Raw genomic sequence first — 20,627 nt, 5'->3', positions numbered from 1 at the left:
AACGTTTCCCGTTTGTTTCCAGAGAAAAAGCACAAACAGTAGTAAGCGCTCGATAATCCGTACCTATGATAAAAACCATTTCCAGGTACACTTAACGGTGTCAATGGGAATGGTTTTACATACCAAGCTTTTGATGGACTTCTTCTGACCATGGCAGAAGTCTATCAGGTATTGTTGTACAGCCTTCATTGATGATCTTTGGAAGTTCTTCAAGCAGGTAGGTGAAGTATGGATACAGTTTTAATCCATTTGCTTTTGCTGTTTCGACGATGGAATAGATGCCTGCACTGGCTTCTGCTCCTCTTGGTGTGTCGATCAGAACCCAGTTCTTCCTTCCTACTGTGAATGGGCGGATTGCGATTTCTGCCGCATTGTTGTCCAGAGGCACTTGTGCATCCTCCAGAAATATCCGAAGATATTTCTCCTGATTCAGTGCATATTGAAGGCTCTTTCCTGTTTCTGATGACTTATCCGTGCTTTCTGCTGCTGATTTGTCCTTTACCCACGCGAAAAACTCATCTACCAGAGGTTTGATCTTTTCCTGTCTCTTCTGCAGGTGCTCTTCTGGTGGAAGATCCTGGATCAGATGTTCTTCATGGTAGATTCTTTGAATTCTCCGTACCGCCTCTGTGGCAATTGGATTGTTATACTTCCTGCCATTTGCCTTCACGATTGTTGAAAATTTTCGTTTCAAATGTACCCAGCATCCTGCCACTTTGAACTTTGCCGGATCCTCTTTCTCCAGCTTGTGGTAGGCTCCGTATCCATCTGTCACCAGAGTACCTTTAAAATCCTTCAGGTAATTCTTTGGATTCTCATGTCCTCTGGTTGGACAGTACTGATAGAGAATCACTTTATGCCCAGGAATCTTTGCATTGGTCCGGTAGACCCACATGTAGGATTTGGAACCTGCTTCCCGGCCATCCCGGATTACTTCGAATGGTGTTTCATCGGCGTGAAGAATTCTCTGTTTTGTCATTTCCTGCTTCAGGGCTTCACACACATATCTCAGATATTGATCGTAGGCGCGGATGACCCAGTTTGCCATCACTGCTCTGCTGATATGAATGTCATTCTGCGCATAGGCAGCTTCCAGTCTGTACAGAGGAATGGCATTCACGTATTTTGCAGTTATGATGGAAGAAACCAGAGATGGGGTGGCAATACTTTTTGGAAACATTTCTGCCGGCTTAGGTGCTCTGACAATTGTCTGATTGTCATCTTTGGCATAGACAGCGATATGATAGGTGACTGCTTCAAAAGAAGCTGGTCTGTGTTCCAGCTTATAGATCAGTTCTTCAGACAGTCTTTTCCACTTTCCTTTGCCGTACTGCTTGTTAAGTTCGTCTTCCGTAAGCTCAAGATATTCATCTCTGTGATTGGTAATCTTCTGCCAGTCTTCCTGCTTTTTACCTTTAGCCTTTTTCTTCTTTGGTGCAGCTTCATCCAGTACAGGATCAGCTGCCTTTTCATCAGAAATCTCTTCTGCCTCATTCAGGCCGAGATCAAACTGCAGCTGCTGAACAAATTGGGATGACTCTGTCTTTCTTCCAAATGATCTCTGATTCATCAGGCGGATTTGCTCGGTAAGTTCATCAATGTGACGTGTCAGGGTTTCAATAGTTTCCTGCTGATTCATAATCAGCTTTACCAGAATGGAAACTGGCATGGCTTCAAGTTCTTCCTGACTCATCTTCGGTGTGCTCATGCCATAGGTATACACGAATAAAATGCACGTTTCAACCAGCCGAAATTGTGGAAAACTTCCGCAATGTTCAGTGGTTATGAAGACGTGCGCCTGCCTTTTTATCACGTATTATCAGGCAGTTTTCGAGCCGCTGTAAAGCAGCACAGGCAGTAGCTGAATACAAACAGTCCTGCCTGAAAGCGAGCCTTAAATGGCTTCTAATCAGGCCGTTCTCCAGAAAAACTGTGGAAAAGAAAATTTTTATCCTGTGTACTTAGGATGAGAAGGATGAATGGATGATTCGATAGCGAATCCGGTCATCAGGTTGTGATACTGCTCTGGTGTCATCGCTTTCAGCTCGCTGCTTGATCTTGGCCACTGAAACCTGCCATTCGCCAGGCGTTTGTACAAAAGCAGAAAGCCGTCTCCATCCCAGAGCAGGCCCTTCAGCCGGTCGGTTCTCCTTCCACAGAAGAGAAAGAGTGTTCCTTCGTCATATGGATCCAGCTTGAATACTTCCTGGATCGTGCAGGCCAGTCCATCAACTCCATATCTCAGATCCGTATAGCCGCAGGCAATATAGATCTTCTTAAACGAATTCCCGTCTTTAAACATTGGACAGCGCCCTCATGATCCGGACAAGCATAGCATCCGATATGTCTTCATTCAGGTTAACCGTCATGCCATCTTTTTCAATCTGGGCGACAGAATGCGGCTTTACCGGAACCGAGCATTTCAGCTCAGCTATATCCAGAGCAGGTCTGTTCGCTTGAACAGGTTTGTTTACTTCAGAAAGAAGAAGATCTGTGCCTACCTGCATTCTGAGCTTCTGCTGCCATCGGTAGAAAGCTTTTTCACTGATATTGTGCTGGGCAAGCCACACCTTCTTCTTCATTCCGCTTTCGTTGCATTCCTTGATAACGCCAGCCCAATACTGTGCCCGCATAGCATGGGTAACCCGCTCCATAAAGACATCACTCTCCTTTGTCGAGTCCCGAAAATCCCTGGACTTTACGGACTCATCTTGTCAGAGTGTCTCTCTTTTTAACAGGTACGAATTATCGAGCGCTTACAAACAGTACATGCATGCTGAAGGGAAAAAAGAAAAGGATCCGTAAGGATCCTTGCTAACCTGGCAGCGTGCTCTTTTTGCCCGTAAGGCTATCTTCGCCGCTGAAGTGCTTAACTTCTGTGTTCGGGATGGGAACAGGTGTGACCACTTCGCCATTGCCGCCAGATCTCATCAGGTTTCATTCCCTGAAAACTGAATAACAGTTCTTTGACAGTTGTCTTTCTTACTTCATTTGGCGTTCTCTTAGCTTGATTAAACCTTCGACCTATTAGTATCAGTCAACTCAATGAATCACTTCACTTACATCCCTGACCTATCTACCTCGTCGTCTTCAAGGGGTCTTATTTGATTGAATCAATGGGAAATCTTATCTTGGAGTTGGTTTCGCGCTTAGATGCCTTCAGCGTTTATCCAATCCGTTCTCAGCTATCCAGCTGTACCACTGGCGTGATAACTGGTGCACCGTAGGAACGTCCACCCTGGTCCTCTCGTACTAGGGGCAGCTCTCCTCAAATTTCCAACGCCCACAACAGATAGGGACCGAACTGTCTCACGACGTTCTGAACCCAGCTCGCGTACCGCTTTAATGGGCGGACAGCCCAACCCTTGGAAGCGAATTCACCTCCAGGATGCGATGAGCCGACATCGAGGTGCCAAACCTCGCCGTCGATGTGAACTCTTGGGCGAGATCAGCCTGTTATCCCCAGGGTAGCTTTTATCCGTTAAGCGACGGCCATTCCATTCTGCACCGCCGGATCACTAACTCCGACTTTCGTCCCTGCTCGACTTGTCTGTCTCGCAGTCAAGCACTCTTCTGCGTTTGCGCTCGCTGAATGATTTCCAACCATTCTGAGAGTACCTTTGAGCGCCTCCGTTACTCTTTGGGAGGCGACCGCCCCAGTCAAACTGCCCATCTGCCACGGTCCTCAGTCAGGTTCACTGTCCTGAGTTAGAATTTCAATTGAATAAGAGTGGTATCCCAACATTGACTCCTCAGATCCCTAAAGACCTGTCTCTTTGTCTCCCACCTATCCTGTGCATATCCAACCGAAACTCAATAGCAGACTGCAGTAAAGCTCCATGGGGTCTTTCCGTCTAGTTGCGGGTAACCTGCATCTTCACAGGTACTAAGATTTCACCGAGTCTGCTGCCGAGACAGTGCCCAAATCATTACACCTTTCGTGCGGGTCAGAACTTACCTGACAAGGAATTTCGCTACCTTAGGACCGTTATAGTTACGGCCGCCGTTCACTGGGGCTTCGGTTCACTGCTTCGCCTTGCGGCTAACGGATCCCCTTGACCTTCCAGCACCGGGCAGGTGTCACCCCCTATACTTCGTCTTGCGACTTCGCAGAGAGCTATGTTTTAGTTAAACAGTTGCTAGGGCCTTTTCACTGCGGCTCTTTCGAGCGTCCCTTATAGCTAACGTACGGGACCAATTTGCCGAGTTCCTTGGCAACAGTTCTCTCGCTCACCTCAGGCTATTCGCCTTGACCACCTGTGTCGGTTTTGGTACGGGCCGCTGGTCAATTAACACTAGAAGCTTTTCCTGGGAATCGCTCCATACCCTTCGATACTTGATCGCTCTTTCTCTCGGTTCATAACTCGATTTCCGCCAACGCATTTCACTGTCGGCCCTCTCATTATGCCCTGCCCAATCCATTAAGGGCTGGTACTTTACGCTTCCGTCACTCCATCATTTGACCTGCGGGTGCAGGAATATCAACCTGCTGTCCATCGACTACGCCTTTCGGCCTCGCCTTAGGTCCCGACTTACCCAGGGCGGACGAACCTTCCCCTGGAATCCTTGGTCTATCGGTGTGCAGGATTCTCACCTGCATCTCGCTACTCACACCGGCATTCTCACTTCCATACGCTCCAACACTCCTTACGGTATGCCTTCAACGCTGTATGGAACGCTCCCCTACCACTTATACATTGCTGCACAAATCCATAGATTCGGTACTGCGCTTAGCCCCGGTTAATTTTCGGCGCAGAGATACTCGACTAGTGAGCTGTTACGCACTCTTTTAAGGATGGCTGCTTCTGAGCCAACCTCCTAGCTGTTTACGCGTCTCCACATCCTTTTCCACTTGGCGCAGATTCTGGGACCTTATCTGATGATCTGGGCTGTTTCCCTTTTGACCATGGACCTTATCACCCACAGTCTGACTGCTGAATATTAACACATGGCATTCGGAGTTTGATTTATGTTGGTATGGCTAGGTGCCACCCGCGACAATTCAGTGCTCTACCTCCATATGTCTTCCTTCAACGCTAGCCCTAAAGCTATTTCGGGGAGAACCAGCTATCGCCGTGTTCGATTGGAATTTCTCCGCTAATCACAAGTCATCCGCCAGCTTTTCAACGAGGGTCGGTTCGGTCCTCCAGATGGTGTTACCCATCCTTCAACCTGCTCATGACTAGATCACTACGGCTTCGGGTCTATCCCTGCATACTTTCACCCTGTTCAGATTCGCTTTCGCTGCGGCTCCGCTTTGTCAGCTTAACCTCGCATGCAAGGATAACTCGCCGGTTCATTCTACAAAAGGCACGCCATCACACCTTAATGTGCTCTGGCTTTTTGTAAGCATACGGTTTCAGGATCTGTTTCACTCCGCTCCCGCGGTTCTTTTCATCTTTCCCTCATGGTACTGGTGCACTATCGGTCATACAGGAGTATTTAGCCTTGCCTGATGGTCCAGGCGGATTCCGACAGGGTTCCACGTGCCCCGTCGTACTCAGGATACCGCTTGTCCTTCTTCGTGTTTCGTCTACGGGGTTTGCACCCTCTGTGACTGAGCTTTCAATCTCATTCGACTACATTCCAAAGTGACTTCCTGCGGTCCTTCAACCCCGGTCCTAAGACCGGTTTAGGCTCCTCCGGTTTCGCTCGCCACTACTCCCGGAATCACTGTTGTTTTCTTCTCCTCCAGGTACTAAGATGTTTCAATTCCCTGGGTTGCCTTCTCACGGACTATCTATTCATCCGCGGATGTCTGAGGATTTCCCCTCAGACGGGTTGCCCCATTCGGATACCCACGATTCGTTGACTGTGTACGTCTCCTCGTGGCGTTTCGCCGTTTTCTGCGTCCTTCTTCCGCTCTGTATGCCAAGACATCCGCCGTACGCTCTGCTTCATTTAATCATGCCTGCTATCTATGACGAGTTCATAAATAGCACTTTTCTGAGAACTGTTAACTGTCTGTTTCAACTTTCAGTTAATCTTTTCTACAACTTTTCAGAAAGACCTATCTGTCTTTCTTCTGTTATTCAGTTTTCAAAGAACTTTACCTCGATGAGGTTTTTCTGAGAAATCTTTTCAGATCTCTCAAAACCGAACAGAAATCGATTATTGCACTTACAACTTGCTTGTACTCTTTCTCCTTAGAAAGGAGGTGATCCATCCCCACGTTCTCGTAGGGATACCTTGTTACGACTTGACCCCAATCACCAGTCCTGCCTTCGACGGCTCCTTCCTTGCGGTTAGGCCACCGGCTTCGGGCATTACCGGCTCTCATGGTATGACGGGCGGTGTGTACAAGGCCCGAGAACGTATTCACCGCGGCATGCTGATCCGCGATTACTAGCGATTCCAGCTTCATGAAGTCGGGTTGCAGACTTCAATCCGAACTGAGACTGTCTTTCAGTGTTCCGCTTCACTTCACAGTGTTGCTTCACGTTGTAACAGCCATTGTAGTACGTGTGTAGCCCAGGCCATAAGGGGCATGATGATTTGACGTCATCCCCACCTTCCTCCGGTTTATCACCGGCAGTCTCTCCAGAGTCCCTAACTTGATATTGGTAACTGAAGACAAGGGTTGCGCTCGTTGCGGGACTTAACCCAACATCTCACGACACGAGCTGACGACAACCATGCACCACCTGTCACCTTGATAACCTCTACTGTATCTCTACAGCTTTGCAAGGGATGTCAAGGCCTGGTAAGGTTCTTCGCGTTGCGTCGAATTAAACCACATACTCCACCGCTTGTGCGGGCCCCCGTCAATTCCTTTATGTTTCACACTTGCGTGCATACTCCACAGGCGGAATGCTTAGCGCGTTAGTTTCGGCACCGGGTTGCCCCGATACCAAGCATTCATCGTTTACGGCGTGGACTACTAGGGTATCTAATCCTATTTGCTCCCCACGCTTTCGTGCCTCAGCGTCAGTCTCTGTCCAGGCAGCCGCCTTCGCCACCGGTGTTCCTCCATATATCTACGCATTTTACCGCTACACATGGAATTCCACTGCCCTCTCCAGTACTCTAGCTGACCAGTATCCGTGGCTTTATGGGGTTGAGCCCCACGCTTTAACCACGAACTTAATCAGCCGCCTACGCACCCTTTACGCCCAATAATTCCGGATAACGCTCGCCACCTACGTATTACCGCGGCTGCTGGCACGTAGTTAGCCGTGGCTTTCTGGTAAGGTACCGTCACTCAAGCATCCTCTGCCTGACGTTCTTCCCTTACAACAGAGCTTTACAATCCGAAGACCTTCTTCACTCACGCGGCGTTGCTCGGTCAGGGTTCCCCCCATTGCCGAAAATTCCCTACTGCTGCCTCCCGTAGGAGTCTGGGCCGTGTCTCAGTCCCAATGTGGCCGTTCACCCTCTCAGGCCGGCTACGCATCATCGTCTTGGTGGGCCCTTACCTCACCAACTAACTAATGCGCCATAAGCCCATCCACCAGTGTCTCTCACCTTTAACAGCATTGAGATGCCTCATTGCTGCCTATCCGGTTTTAGTCCCCGTTTCCAGAGATTATCCCGGTCTCCGTGGGCAGGTTGCTTATGTATTACTCACCCGTTCGCCACTCGGTCAACCCAGCAAGCTGGGTCTTCCTCGTTCGACTTGCATGTATTAGGCACGCCGCCAGCGTTTATCCTGAGCCAGGATCAAACTCTTCATTTGACTTGTGCTCACCTGATTACTTACTAACCAGGATTTCTTATAAACTCATTGACGTTGTTTGTGTTCTAATCTTTCTGTTCAGTTTTCAAAGATCTGTGCTTACTTCCTTCTCAGAAGCAGCTTGTTTATCTTACCTCTTCAGTTTATTTTGTCAACAACTTTTTTTCCTCATTGCCAACCTGATCCATGATCATTTCCTGATGCCTGAACCCCTGCTGAAGAAGCTTCATGATCTTACCCTCTCTCCTCCCTCTCTGTCAACTGGTTTTTTGCATTCCTGTATTTTCAGTATTTCGAGCCGTAAAAAAAATACCGCATAGCGGCATCATTTCCATTATCTGTTCATATGCAGATATTTGCTGTAATAGTAGTCTATGCACGCCTGATTGAAGGGATCTTCACCTTTTTCCATCGCATGAATCAGCATTTGCATCTGTTCTTCTACGATCTTTTTCACTTCTTCCGGATAGTGCATCTGCCTGGCGTGCTGGGCAAACTCATCTTCGTCCAGGATCTGGTAGCCGCCATCCGGATACAGCTTGACATCCAGATCATAATCAATGTTCTTTATTGCCTCGCCATCATATACACTCGGAGAAGCCAGATTGCAGTAGTAATACACACCGGAATGGCGGATCATGGAAATAATATTCCACCAGCGGTCATCATAGAAAAAACAGATTGCCGGTTCTCTTGTCAGCCACCGTCTTCCATCTGCCTCAATTACCCAGGCGCGGTTGGTAACGGCTACGATATGTTTTTTATCGGCTTCAAGCACAAATCCCTTGCACCATGTGCGGTGCAGGCTGCCGTCATGCTTGAAAGACTGGATATATACCATTTGTCCAGGATGTGGAATGAATATTTTCGACATAGCATTTGTTATTCTACTCGCCGACAGCAAAAATAAAAAGTGGATGATTTGCATTCTCATCCACCCATTTGAATGTTTTTTGTTTCTGCTTACTTTGCAAACTGCTTCCAGGCGCTTGTTTTTTCCAGTCTTTTCAGCAGCAGCGGCACCAGAATGATGCATACCACCAATGTGGCAAGATTATACCAGAGATTGTATCCGGCAGAATATATCCAGGCAGCCTTGCTGCCGGCAACACTGCCCTCCGGCGGCCAGTAGTACACGCCTGATAACAGCTGGCTGATATATTTCAGAATCATTGCCAGTGAGATGCCGATGATCTGACGTACTGAACCATTGCGGCCAAGCAGACTTGATGCACCAACAAACAGCAGAGGCAGAATGTAATCCAGCATAAACTGCCCTAAGTTCAGCCAGTAAATCGGGAAGCCGCAGATAAATGTCAGCAGAAAGCCGATCATTGCTGTCAGAATGCCATACTTCCAGCCCATGTGGTAGGAAGCAATGAATACCGCAGCCAGCTCAAGTTCGATTGAGCCTCCCTGCGGCATCTGCAGGAATGGAATGTACTGTCCTGCAAATTTCAGGACGACATACAGTGCTGCATACAATGCCATGTACGAAATGATTCTGATCTTATTGTTCTTCACAAAAAAACACCCCCGTTTCTGAAGGCGCAAAGAGTGTTCGGAACTCCCTACGCTAGTATTACCTAGATCAGGTGATAAGGGTAATTCTCAGCAAATGCACCCCTGTTCACGAATTCATTCTACCACAGGAATATGTGCTATGATCTTTTACATGGAAAATAAAAGTCTGATCAGCCAGCAGATTGCAGCCCTGCTGGAAGAGCCTGATATGATCGCTGCATTAAGCAATGTCTCTGCCTGCATCAATATGAACTATGCCAATCTCAATTGGGCAGGATTTTATTTCGTGAAAAACAGTGAACTCGTCCTTGGTCCTTTTCAGGGCAAGACTGCCTGCACGCACATTGGCTTTGGCAAAGGTGTCTGTGGTACCTGCTGGCAGACAAAGAAGCCGCAGCGGATTGCGGATGTGCTGTCTTTCCATGGCCATATTGCCTGCGACAGTGACAGCCGCAGTGAATTATGTGTTCCGGTCATTGTCAATGATGAAGTAATCATGGAAATTGACCTGGATGCCCCAGTCAAAGATCGTTTCCACGAAACCGAAGAAAAAGAAATGCTTGAAGCAGCTGCAGCAATTTCTGCAGCATACCTCAAACATTCCTGGAAAATCTGATTACCGGTACAGTTCAAATACCGAATTGGATTCAAAGTAGCGTGTTGCCTCATCCACGGCATATGCCAGTGGGAAAAACTGAATGCGGGATCCGCCGATCACTGTTTCGCGGACCGCCTTTTTTTTGACCAGTTCACTGCGCACCCGTGTGAAGTCACTGCTGTCCAGATCAAGATCCAGATAATTCTTCCACTGTGGTCCCTGATCTGTCTGCATGCAGCAGCCTTCAATGCGGATCGGCCTGTCATCTGTGCGGTATTCCGCCAGATGCATGCTTGTCGTACTGTCAAAATCACATCCCATCAACAGCACAAAACCCTTCATCTCATACATGCGGGCTGCCGGGCTTTCTTCAGCCAGCGGAAAATGCAGAGACTGCCGGTTGCACAGCAGCTTGGCATATCTGCCCCACGCTGCATAGGAAACACGTGGATGCTGGGAAAAAATGACACCTTTGCGGCGGCGGAAATTCTCAGCCACCTCTCCCATATCAGGAATATCACTCAGCTGGGGATCGTACGGCGGGATTGCGCTGCGCACAGATGCATAGGACTGCGGCTGAAGCACCGGATGTTTCCATGTGGAAGGCTCCGCATTATCATGGCAGTTTACTGGCATGACAATCGTTCCATTTTCACCAGCAATATCCATTAATGCATCCACAACCGTCCTTGCACCGCCAATCACACAGTCAAAAGATGACAGACGGGCATGAACTTCCACAATCATGCCGTCCCGCAGGCCAAGCTTTTTCAGCCCGGCTGTCAGTGTTTCCCTGGTTACGGGATCATTGACAATATGGTCCGGCGCATATGACATCAGAGTTTACTGTACTCCTTGGCAATTTCCGAACCAACTGCCGCGTTGTTATATACAAGATGAATGTTGGCATCCAGAGACTTGCCGGCAGTAATATCTGCAATCTTGGCAAGCAGGAATGGTGTGCACTCCTTGCCATGAATACCCTTTTCATCCATCTCTGCAATTGCTTCATCAATAGCCTTGTTAATCACATCGGTAGGCATTGAATACTCTTCCGGGATCGGATTAGTAATCAGAATGCCGCCATTGAGCTTGAGATCTCTCTTCGCCTTGACGATTCTTGCTGCATCAGCTGCATCTTTAATCGCATAGTCAACTTTCAGGCCCATGCCATTATCACGGCAGTAGAAAGCAGGCAGATCATTTGTCTGATAGCCAAGCACCGGAACACCCTTTGTCTCCAGTACTTCCAGAGTCAGTTTCAGATCCAGGATTGCCTTGGCACCTGCACAGATCACGGTCACATTTGTTCTGCCAAGCTCTTCCAGGTCAGCCGAAATATCGAATGTTTCCTGTGCGCCTCTGTGAACACCGCCGATACCGCCTGTCACAAAGAATTCAACACCTGCCTTGGCAGCCAGAATCATTGTTGTCGCAACAGTAGTAGCACCCCATGACTTTTCTGCCATGACAATCGGCAGATCGCGTCTGGATACCTTCGGAATCGAATGGCCGCGCTTGCCCATTTCTTCAATCTCATCCTTTGTCAGGCCAACAACACCAACGCCATCAACGATACCAACTGTTGCTGGCACAGCTCCGTGATCACGGATGATCTGTTCCACATGCATTGCCGTTTCAACATTCTGCGGATACGGCATACCATGGGAAATAATCGTGCTTTCCAGGGCAATGACAGGCTTGTTCTCCTGTAATGCCTTTGCAACTTCAGGATTGACTCTTACCATTTCACTCATAACTTTTTCTCCTTTATATCCATCGTATCAAGACTCTTTTCAATCATTTCAGGACTGAGGCTGCGCCGCTTGACAGCATCCTGTTCGATTGCCGTCACGGAGGCAGATATACCATAGCGGATCGCCTGATCCGGACTCTGGTGTTCCAGCCTTGCGGCAACATATGCACCAAGCAGCGTATCACCGCCGCCGGTTGCATTCTCCAGAGAGATACGGCGGTGTGTCAGCCACAGCTTTTCATGTTCAGTACCCAGCAGCAGTCCGCGCTCAGCCATGGAAATAATCACTTCTTTTACGCCAGCCTGCAGAAACCAGTCCAGGCTGCGGCGGGCATCCTCCTCATTTTCAATGGAGATACCAGTCAGTTCCTTTGCTTCAAACTGATTTGGCTTGAAGATGGAAAGCTGGCCAAGCACATTTCTAAGCCTGCCGGCCTTGCTTGTGCTGACAGGGTCTGCCGCAACATGACACGGCGCATTGGCAAGCACATACTGAATACATGACATATCCAGATTGGCATCTATGATGATTATATCATCGCTGTTAAGGCTTTTTAACACAGGCTCCAGCATTGCCGAATCCATGCACCGCAGGATTCGCATGTCACTCATGCCGACCTTCATATCTCTGTTATGATCCAGAATAGCAATGTACATGGAACTTGGCAGTCCTTCAATTGTCACGGAACCAGAAGTATCCATTCCCAGCATTTCACAGTCTGCCTTCATCATCTGGCCATAGCTGTCACTGGAAAAACATGTTACAAAGCGTGTATTTTTCCGCAGCAGTGCACAGATCTGGGCGATATTGCGGCCGACGCCGCCATAGGAAACGGAAATCATACCTGGATTGGAATCAAACGAACGTAACGGGCCAATGCTTGATCCACAGATATCAATATTGGCTCCGCCAATTACACAAATGCAGCTCATTGGTGATCCTCCTGATCGCATCCTTACATTCGTATATTTTAGCATAGGTCCCGCCGGGGCACATCTCTTTTCATTTTGGCCAGCAATGTTACAATATTCGTATTGTATCGGAGGTAAGAGATCATGCAGATATATGAATCCGCAGAAGATTACCTGGAAGCGATTTTGATGCTGAAGGAAAGAAATGGCAGCGTCCACTCTGTGGATATCGCACAGGAACTCGGCTATTCAAAGGCAAGCATCAGCGTTGCCATGAAAAAGCTGAGAGAAAACGGCTATATCGAAATGGCCAAAGATGGGGAAATCTCGCTGCTTCCCCCGGGCAGAAAAATTGCTGAGCACATTTATGAGCGCCATAAGCTTTTCTCAGAATATTTTGTTTCAATTGGCGTAGATCCAGAGACAGCCCGTAAAGATGCCTGCCGCATTGAGCATGATATCAGCGATATCACGTTTGAAAAGGTAAAGCAGCAGATCCAGGCAAATATGCAGAAAAATAAGACAGCATCAAAACGATCATTGCAATAGATCAGACAATTGTGCTGACAGGCAGACAGAGGCAGATCATCCGGAATGATCTGCCTCTGTTTTATTTCAAGTTGAATGATTATTACAGTTAAACATACTATTTCTGCATATGCTCAGGAATCATGACAAGATCCAAACCCTGACAGTCTTCCACCATCAGGCAGGATGCCCTCATGCCTGGATGCAGTTCTGGCTGGTTGATACCGGAAGTGATCTTTCCTTTCAGCATTCTGCCATCAAATTCTTCACCAAGAAACGGAATCCGTTTCAGGCTGCCTGGATGCAGCACATGCAGGATATCCGGGTACTTTGCATCCCGCAGCGAATCAAAAAGATGACAGCGCCGGATGCGCTGGCGTCCTGCTTCAATTCTGAAGCGGCCAGCAATCTTTTCGGCATAAACATAGAATTTTTCCGGTACCTGTCCTTGATAAATCTCGGCTTTGGCGCCTGAAAGATAACCTGCTGTATACTGCACTGCAGCACAGGATATAATTCCCTGCTCTGTCAGCATCCCCATGTGAAAGAACAGTATTTCCCCCATACATCCCTGATGACAATAGCACAGCCACTGCCCCCGAAACCTTTCTCCGATCTGCTTCTGTGTCTCCGTATGCACAAGCACAAAATGCCCACACAGGCGGCGGCACGCTCCCTTTTCCTCTATGATCATGCGGTATTTCCCCACTCACATAGTACGGGATGATCATGCCACAGAAAATGTGTCAGAATGGAGTAATGTCACATTTTACGACATTTTAATTATTTTGTCATAAGAAACTTCTTCAGATCAGCGAGCTGACGGGACGCTTCCTGTCTGCCGATCTGATAGATTTCTTCCATCTTGTCAGGATCATGTTCCGTCTTTCCAATTTCCAAAGGAAGCTGCGGCTGAATCACAAATGCTCTGCCTTCCCGTTGGGCACGGTGCACCTGCTGCAGCTGTGCATTGTATGCCTCATGCCTGTGAGCCAGCAGATCCAGCACCGCCGGATACTGATGCAGAAGCGGCCGCATCAAAGCCATGCCCTTCTGCGGATGCTTGGTATAGCCATCTGGCTGCGTCAGTACCACAACATTGCGGTCATAGCCGATCTTTTCAAAGAAAGCAAGCGGTATGGAATCTGAAAGGCCGCCGTCCAGAAGCTTCTGACCATGCATGATGACCGGTCGAGAAACAATCGGCATTGATGCCGATGCACGTTCCCATTCCAGTCCCTCTTCATCCATCGTCTTGATCTCGTGATACACGGGCTTTCCAGTTTCAATATCCGTTGCAACGCACCAGAATTCACAAGGATTTTTGACATACGTATCATTGTCCATGACATCCAGTTCATCCGGAAGGCGGTGATAGCAGAACTCCGCATTGTACAGATTGCCTGTTTTCAGCAGCGAGTACAGGCTGCAGTAATTGCGTTCATGGGCAAAGCGCTTATTGTAGCGGATGCATCTGCCAATCTGCTTTGACTTATAGTTGCAGCCAAAAGCCGCTCCGGCAGATACCCCAATAACCCCGTCAAAAACAACATCATTTTCCATCAGAACATCCAGTACGCCAGCGGTAAACAAGCCGCGCATCGCACCGCCTTCCAACACAAGACCTTTTTTCATTGCACATCCTCCTTACTTATGATGAGAACGAAATTTCCAGAACACCAGTATCGGGATCCGTGCTGTACTGGCATGTCACTCTGCCTGTAAACCATCCAGCCATAATCGTCTGCATGTATGGTACATCACCAGAAAGCAAATCATCAAATGCCTGCTGGCAAATATCTTTTGAAAACTGCAGCGCACATTGATACTGGCCTGCCGCAAACCGGTTCATGAAATACTGATACACACTCATGCGGTCATAGCTTGTAAAGTAGCTGCCGTCGCGTACATAGTAATCCAATGACAGATCTGAACATGATGGATACTGAAATACATTGGATACATAGCTGTCTGAGTCCGGATCACCGGCACCATAGTCAATCGTATGTGTATTCAGCATCAGATCATCCGGTACGCAGAAGTAACGGTAGGTCAGTGACTGGCCGGAGGAATCCTGCTGATAAAGAGGATCTCCCCAGGTTACATCCACCCAGTAAGTATTGCCATTGATTGTTACCAGATTCCATGCATGGCGCGCATCATTAGCCTCACCTTCCACAACCACACATTCAATACCTGCTTTATCACACAGATATTTGAATGCCCGGGCATAGCCGCTGCATACCGAGACATGATCCAGAAAGACACTGCGGATATCCTGATCATATGTACTTCTGCCATAGTCTGTATTCTGGATGATCCACTCATAGAAATACTGGATTGATGCCACTGGATCAGAAGGATCAGGATTGGCAGCCACTACCTGATCTGCTGCCTGTGAGACTGCTTCCATCTGTGCGGCAGCATCATCACCTGCATTCCAGCTTACCTGTGTGATCACACTGCCATTCTGATAGCCTGTCCAGGTCCAGCTGCTGGTACCGGGCACCTCCGGATGATCCCTGGAAAATGCCGTCATTGCACACAGAAAATCATCCTGGCTGACCGGTTTGGAAAAGGATACAGAGCTCTGGCCGTCATTTGCCCCCTGCAGCAATTCCCCGTAGGCTTCTCTGGCATTCTGGTTCAGCTGATCATAGTAAAAAGCAGATGATACAGCTTCCTGCGGTACGGCAGAGGATGCGGCGCTGCTTGCGGAAGTAGCAGATGATGCAGAAGGCAGCGGCATCAGGGAGCATCCTGACAGTGCAAGAGAACTGATAACTAAAAGTGTAAGCAGTTTGTTTGTCATATGTGGCATTTTAACATGTATCTGTTTTTTGAAAAGCTGTGGATGCTTTGTGCGCCGCTTGCCAAATAAACAGTTTCCTTTTACCATTTGATATGAATATCAAAGTGAGGTGGAGATATCATGAATGACGATCTGAATTATATAACACAGCAGCTGTGTGCTTTGACGGCAATTCCTTCACCAAGCGGTTTTACAGCACGGGCTGCAGAATATGTGCGCAAGACGCTGGCAGAGATGGGATATATGCCCATCATTACCCGCAAGGGCAATGTGGAGTGTGTATTGGGCGGTGAAAAAAATCCACTGGTTCTGGCCGCCCACGTGGATACACTTGGTGCCATGGTGCGTGCAATCAAGGACAATGGCAGACTCCGTCCGACGACGATCGGCGGCCACCAGTGGCGCACCGCCGATGGTGAAAACTGCATGGTCTTTACCCGCAGCGGAAGAATGTATACCGGTGTTGTCCTGAACAAGGAGCCAAGTGTCCACGTTCGTGAGAAAGAGCTGGAAGATACAGAGGAAAACATGGAGATTCTTCTGGATGAAAATGTGTCATCCCGTCAGGAAGTTGAAGCACTTGGCGTCGAAACCGGCGACATGATTGCCATGGATCCAAGAACTGTCATTACAGACAGCGGCTATATCAAGTCACGCTTCCTGGATGATAAGCTTTCCGCTTCGATTTTGCTTGGCATTGCCAGATGGGTCAAAGAGCAGAAAATCACCCTGCCCCGCAAAGTCACTCTGCTATTTACGGTTTACGAAGAAGTCGGCTTTGGCGGATCCTGTGTGCCAATTGATACCGAAGATATGATTTCCGTTGATATGGGATGCGTCGGCAGTGATCTTGGCTGCAATGAGCATATGGTATCCATCTGTGCCAAGGATTCCGGCGGTCCCTACAATTATGACATGATCACAGAGCTTGCCCTCATCTGCAAAGCAGAGGGTCTGCCCTATGCAATTGATATCTACCCACGCTATGGCAGCGATGTAGAAACAACCATGCGGGCTGGCTATGATATCCGCCACGGTTTGATCGGGCCAGGTGTCTACGCCTCTCATAACTATGAGCGTGCCCACATTGACGGCGTGCAGGCAGCGTATACCCTGCTGCAGAAATACCTGATGCGCTGATCTTTTAAAAAATCCCTTTGCTTTTACATCTGAACCGCTGCATAGCTGTATACATGAAGCAGAAAATGAAGTCTTCCTGAGAGATTCTCTTGAACTGCAAGACGCTGATGACTTCTGCTTGTCACAAAGACGGGCAGGAGTTTTTTGTTGAAATTCCTGTCTGGAAAGAGAGGAGAATGACAACATGTTCGAAATTACATTAAATGATGAAACGAATGCCGCTTTTATGGCAGCATTGGTTTTTTTCTTACAGCTGCAGAAACGCGAATCATATATACCGTATGCGTTTACCGTGTAATAATGAAATCATGAAACGAAAAGAACAATTTGACCCGCAGAAAATTTCCAGTTACTTTCAGCATGAGAAAAAGCTTCTGATGATCATTACCATCACAGGTCTGATCTATAACATCGGCCTGCTCGCCGGGCCATATTATGAAGGCCAGCTTGCCCAGACACTGCTTGAAATCCTCAAGGGCAATGAAACAGGCATGGCGATGGTCTCGCTTGCCATCACATATCTTGCGGTCACTGCCATCGTACAGATTTCCCGCTTCTTCAAGCGTCTGTATGTACGTAAGTTTGCCAATGCCATCAACCGGCAGATGAAGCATATTCTGTATGGAAATCTTTTGAAAACACCTAAAGCAAAGGCCGGTACGGAAGATACCGGCGGCATGATTACCCGGGCAGTATCCGATGTGGATGCGTGTGCGGAAGGCATGCGCAAATTCACGACGGAAGTATTTGATACCGGTGTTGCTCTGATCAGTTATGTCGTCATGCTTGCCGTATACCGCTGGCAGCTGGCACTGCTGTGCCTGATCACACCGCCTGTTTCCTATCTGCTTGCCCAGAAGATGAAAACCGTTGTGCAGAAATGGAATGCCAGGGCAAGAGAAAGTGCCGATCAGCTGTCAGCAGCTACCATGGACCGTTCTGTCAATGCCATGACGTACCGTATTGCCGGCCAGGAAGGAAACATGAATATCCGCTATGAGCAGAGCCTGCAGGCTTATGAAGCAGCCAATACCAAAGCAGATGTGCTCGTCAATGCCCTGCCGCCCCTGTATCAGTGCATCACTGCCGTTTCTGTTCTGTTTATCCTCTTTGATGGATCAAGGCTCATTCATGCAGGCATCTGGAACATTGCTGCATTTACAACCTTTCTTTCCTGCTATGCAAAAATGGCACTGAAGTCATCCAAGGCTGCTGCCCTGTTCAACAGTGTCCAGAAAGCGCAGGTATCCTGGCACCGTATCAAGCCTCTGCTGAAAAGAACCAGTCCAGAACCGCAGAGCACTGCCGATACACATTCCATCCGGATTCATGATCTTTCCTTTGCCTATCCTGGTGCTCCCGTGCTTCTGCATGATATTTCACTGCAGGCAGAACCTGGTCAGATGATTGGCATCACCGGGCAGATTGCCTCAGGCAAATCCACCTTTGGAAGATTGTTCCTCAATGAATTTCCATATGAAGGATCACTGCGTTACGGGAACCGGGAACTGCGGGATATGTCTGTTGATGAGATTCATTCTCTCAGCGGTTATCTGGGCCACGATCCGGAACTGTTCTCTGCATCCATTGCCGACAATATCCAGCTTGGCGATGAAAGTATTGATGTCATGAAATACCTGAAACTGGTTTGTCTGGATCAGGAGGTACTTGCCATGCCAGATGGTGTCAACACCATGGTTGGCAGCAGCGGCATGCGTCTGTCCGGCGGACAGGGACAGCGCCTGGCCTTAGCAAGAACGCTGGCACATCCGCGCCCCATTCTGATCCTTGACGATCCTTTCTCCGCACTTGACCGTTCAACGGAGCTTGAAATCTTTGCCAATCTGCAGGCATACCGTAAAGACCGCATCATCTTCCTCATCAGCCACCGTCTCTATGTTTTCCCAGAGATGGATCAGGTAATCTGGCTGGAAAACGGCAGTGCACAGGCATCTGTGCATGATGCACTTGTGCAGAACAATCCTGAATACAAGCGTCTGTATGAAGTGCAGGCAGGAGGCTCTGATCATGAACAGAAATAAAACGGTTGCCAGTCTTTTAAAGCTTGCCATCCGCCAGCACATTCTGCTGTCAGTCACGGTATGTCTGATTGTGGCAGGCGCCATCATCACATCACTGCTGCCGCCGCTTGTTCTTGAGAAGATCATTGATGGCATGAGCACCAGTGTTGATGTATCACCAATGCTGTTTGCGGCGTATTTTGCTCTGCTCATCCTGTCCTCACTGCTTTCCAGCGGCCAGGAAGCAATCCTTGTTGTCTTTGGCCAGAAGATGACCCATGCCATGCGCTCTGCTCTGCGTGAGAAAATGTCAAAGCTGCCGGCTGATTTCTTTACAAAAACACAGCCGGGTGCCATTGTTTCCCGCTTCATCTATGATGTGGATACGATTGAAGACCTGTTTACAGACGGCATCATCTCCATGTTTGCGGACTGCTGCCGGATGGTATCCATCTTTGTCATCCTGTTTATCAAGAACAAAGGGCTTGCGATTCTGCTGTTATGCGTGCTGCCGCTGGTTGCGCTGTATACAAGGCATGTGCAGAAGGCAACATTAAAGGCGCAGATCGACAACCGCAAGGCAGTTGCCAGCGTGAGCAGTGCCATTCCGGAAACGCTTCATAACATCCGCACAATTCATACACTGCAGGCAGAGAAATTCATGGCGGAACGTTATGATGACAGTCTGGATGACAGCTATCGCGCCATTGAAAAAACCAACTTCTTCGATGCCGTTTATTCCCCTGTCATTCTGATTCTCAATGCGGCTGTCACTGCTCTTGTCTATATTCTGAGTGCATCCGGCAGCCCCATCATCCTGTCTTTCTTTGGTATGACACCAGGCACTTCAGTTGCGATCATCAACTACATATCACAGGTATTTTCACCAATTGAAAGCATTGGCATGGAGATCCAGACCGTACAGTCTGCCTCAGCCGGCATTCACCGTATCAATGAATTCCTTGCCCAGCCGGAAAGACAGATACCAGATCTCGCCTTTTGCAAGAATGCGGCGCCTGCCATCGCCATTTCCCATGTCAGCTTTGCCTATGATCCGTCTCACCCCATTCTGCAGGATGTGTCTTTTACAATCCAGCCAGGTGAACATGTCACGCTGACAGGACGGACAGGTGCGGGCAAGAGTACGCTGTTCAAGCTGATTCTGGGATTGTATCAGCCGGATGCAGGAACGATCTCAATCTTTGGCAATGACGCCTGCTGCATCAAAGATACGGACAAGCGCAGCCTGTTTGGTTATGTGGAGCAGTCCTTCAAACCAGTGGATGGTACGATTCGTGATCAGATCACCCTGCATGATGATACAATAACAGATGCAGAAATCCAGCAGGCAGTGAATACCGTTGGCATTGCCGGAACCATTGCCAATATGCCGGAAGGTCTGGATACGCCCTATTCTGACAGCCTGTTTTCACAGGGCCAGAAACAATTGCTTTCCATTGCCCGCTCCATCATCAAGAATCCTGAGATTCTGCTGCTGGATGAGATCACGGCAAATCTGGATGCCGAAACCGAGCGCATTATCCTGGATACACTGATCAATGTATCCAAAAACCGCACAGTCATTTCCATCTCACACCGTCTGTTTGAAAAGAGCGGCGGCCGCATGATCACCATGGGTGCACAAAAAGCCTGAAATCCGT

The 20,627-nt window shown here is 48.5% G+C and carries 16 protein-coding genes, 3 rRNA genes and 1 riboswitch; of the genes, 5 read left to right on the top strand and 14 right to left on the bottom strand.

Annotation, left to right across the window (positions count from 1 at the left end; genetic code table 11):
- Nucleotides 1–115: 115 nt before the first annotated feature.
- The 8 genes from tnpC to DHU66_RS11130 all read right to left on the bottom strand — a co-directional run bounded on the left by tnpC (nt 116) and on the right by DHU66_RS11130 (nt 9,199).
- On the bottom strand, nt 116–1,708 hold the full coding sequence (tnpC, locus tag DHU66_RS11165; RefSeq protein ID WP_135358320.1) for an IS66 family transposase: 1,593 nt from the start codon (nt 1,706–1,708) through the stop codon (nt 116–118).
- Between the two features lie 240 nt (nt 1,709–1,948).
- Nucleotides 1,949–2,302, bottom strand: a complete 354-nt coding sequence (tnpB, locus tag DHU66_RS11160) for an IS66 family insertion sequence element accessory protein TnpB (protein ID WP_108774905.1) — start codon at nt 2,300–2,302, stop codon at nt 1,949–1,951.
- Entirely contained in the window at nt 2,295–2,654 is a 360-nt protein-coding gene (gene tnpA, locus DHU66_RS11155) for an IS66 family insertion sequence element accessory protein TnpA (RefSeq protein ID WP_108774904.1), read from the bottom strand. The genes tnpB and tnpA overlap by 8 nt, the downstream gene beginning before the upstream one ends.
- Nucleotides 2,655–2,817: 163 nt before the next feature.
- A 5S ribosomal RNA gene (gene rrf, locus DHU66_RS11150) occupies nt 2,818–2,925 on the bottom strand.
- Between the two features lie 82 nt (nt 2,926–3,007).
- Nucleotides 3,008–5,907, bottom strand: a 23S ribosomal RNA gene (locus tag DHU66_RS11145).
- Nucleotides 5,908–6,150: 243 nt separating this feature from the next.
- Nucleotides 6,151–7,675, bottom strand: a 16S ribosomal RNA gene (locus DHU66_RS11140).
- Together the 16S, 23S and 5S rRNA genes form the textbook arrangement of a ribosomal RNA operon.
- Nucleotides 7,676–8,009: 334 nt before the next feature.
- The gene (locus tag DHU66_RS11135) at nt 8,010–8,549 is read right to left on the bottom strand and encodes a DUF402 domain-containing protein (RefSeq protein WP_108776022.1); all 540 of its coding nucleotides are present in this window, start codon (nt 8,547–8,549) and stop codon (nt 8,010–8,012) included.
- An 89-nt stretch (nt 8,550–8,638) separates the two neighbouring features.
- Nucleotides 8,639–9,199, bottom strand: coding sequence for an energy-coupled thiamine transporter ThiT (locus DHU66_RS11130; protein ID WP_108776021.1), 561 nt, complete (start codon nt 9,197–9,199; stop codon nt 8,639–8,641).
- Nucleotides 9,200–9,226: 27 nt separating this feature from the next.
- A riboswitch (TPP riboswitch) is annotated at nt 9,227–9,313 on the bottom strand.
- 37 nt (nt 9,314–9,350) lie between these two features.
- Between DHU66_RS11130 and DHU66_RS11125 the strand changes: the two genes are divergently transcribed.
- Nucleotides 9,351–9,815 carry a GAF domain-containing protein gene (locus DHU66_RS11125; protein ID WP_108776158.1) on the top strand — a complete coding sequence of 155 codons (465 nt, stop codon included), beginning with the start codon at nt 9,351–9,353 and terminating at the stop codon, nt 9,813–9,815.
- Here DHU66_RS11125 and DHU66_RS11120 read toward each other — a convergent pair whose 3' ends face one another.
- From DHU66_RS11120 to DHU66_RS11110, 3 genes are read right to left on the bottom strand one after another with little or no spacing between them, the layout of a single operon-like run.
- Nucleotides 9,816–10,634: an AAC(3) family N-acetyltransferase gene (locus DHU66_RS11120; protein ID WP_108776020.1), complete on the bottom strand. Its 819-nt coding sequence runs from the start codon at nt 10,632–10,634 to the stop codon at nt 9,816–9,818.
- Nucleotides 10,634–11,554 (bottom strand): pseudouridine-5'-phosphate glycosidase, encoded by a 921-nt coding sequence (locus tag DHU66_RS11115; RefSeq protein WP_108776019.1) that lies wholly within the window; start codon nt 11,552–11,554, stop codon nt 10,634–10,636. Before DHU66_RS11115 ends, DHU66_RS11120 begins: the two co-directional genes overlap by 1 nt.
- Nucleotides 11,551–12,486, bottom strand: coding sequence for a carbohydrate kinase family protein (locus DHU66_RS11110; RefSeq protein WP_108776018.1), 936 nt, complete (start codon nt 12,484–12,486; stop codon nt 11,551–11,553). Before DHU66_RS11110 ends, DHU66_RS11115 begins: the two co-directional genes overlap by 4 nt.
- Before the next feature lie 123 nt (nt 12,487–12,609).
- On the opposite strand from DHU66_RS11110, the gene DHU66_RS11105 reads away from it, so the two are divergent.
- Nucleotides 12,610–13,014: a metal-dependent transcriptional regulator gene (locus DHU66_RS11105; RefSeq protein ID WP_108776017.1), complete on the top strand. Its 405-nt coding sequence runs from the start codon at nt 12,610–12,612 to the stop codon at nt 13,012–13,014.
- Between the two features lie 97 nt (nt 13,015–13,111).
- On the opposite strand, the gene DHU66_RS11100 is transcribed toward DHU66_RS11105, so the two are convergent.
- The 3 genes from DHU66_RS11100 to DHU66_RS11090 all read right to left on the bottom strand — a co-directional run bounded on the left by DHU66_RS11100 (nt 13,112) and on the right by DHU66_RS11090 (nt 15,805).
- Nucleotides 13,112–13,534: a hypothetical protein gene (locus DHU66_RS11100; protein ID WP_167836375.1), complete on the bottom strand. Its 423-nt coding sequence runs from the start codon at nt 13,532–13,534 to the stop codon at nt 13,112–13,114.
- Between the two features lie 242 nt (nt 13,535–13,776).
- The gene (locus DHU66_RS11095; RefSeq protein ID WP_108776015.1) at nt 13,777–14,628 is read right to left on the bottom strand and encodes a patatin-like phospholipase family protein; all 852 of its coding nucleotides are present in this window, start codon (nt 14,626–14,628) and stop codon (nt 13,777–13,779) included.
- A gap of 16 nt (nt 14,629–14,644) precedes the next feature.
- Nucleotides 14,645–15,805, bottom strand: a complete 1,161-nt coding sequence (locus DHU66_RS11090; protein ID WP_167836374.1) for a transglutaminase domain-containing protein — start codon at nt 15,803–15,805, stop codon at nt 14,645–14,647.
- A gap of 120 nt (nt 15,806–15,925) precedes the next feature.
- Here DHU66_RS11090 and DHU66_RS11085 point away from each other — a divergent pair, with 120 nt between their 5' ends.
- From DHU66_RS11085 to DHU66_RS11075, 3 genes are all read left to right on the top strand, one after another.
- Entirely contained in the window at nt 15,926–16,945 is a 1,020-nt protein-coding gene (locus DHU66_RS11085; protein WP_108776013.1) for a M42 family metallopeptidase, read from the top strand.
- A 308-nt stretch (nt 16,946–17,253) separates the two neighbouring features.
- The gene (locus DHU66_RS11080; RefSeq protein ID WP_108776012.1) at nt 17,254–18,987 is read left to right on the top strand and encodes an ABC transporter ATP-binding protein; all 1,734 of its coding nucleotides are present in this window, start codon (nt 17,254–17,256) and stop codon (nt 18,985–18,987) included.
- Complete coding sequence (locus DHU66_RS11075) at nt 18,974–20,620, top strand: ABC transporter ATP-binding protein (RefSeq protein ID WP_209451822.1); 1,647 nt, start codon at nt 18,974–18,976, stop codon at nt 20,618–20,620. The genes DHU66_RS11080 and DHU66_RS11075 overlap by 14 nt, the downstream gene beginning before the upstream one ends.
- The last annotated feature ends 7 nt before the right edge of the window (nt 20,621–20,627 follow it).

The organism is Lactimicrobium massiliense (assembly GCF_900343155.1).
Classification (GTDB): Bacteria; Bacillota_I; Bacilli_A; order Erysipelotrichales; family Erysipelotrichaceae; genus Bulleidia; species Bulleidia massiliensis.
The sequence above is the reverse complement of the archived record's forward strand: the minus strand, read 5'-3'. Positions and strand labels throughout refer to the sequence as shown.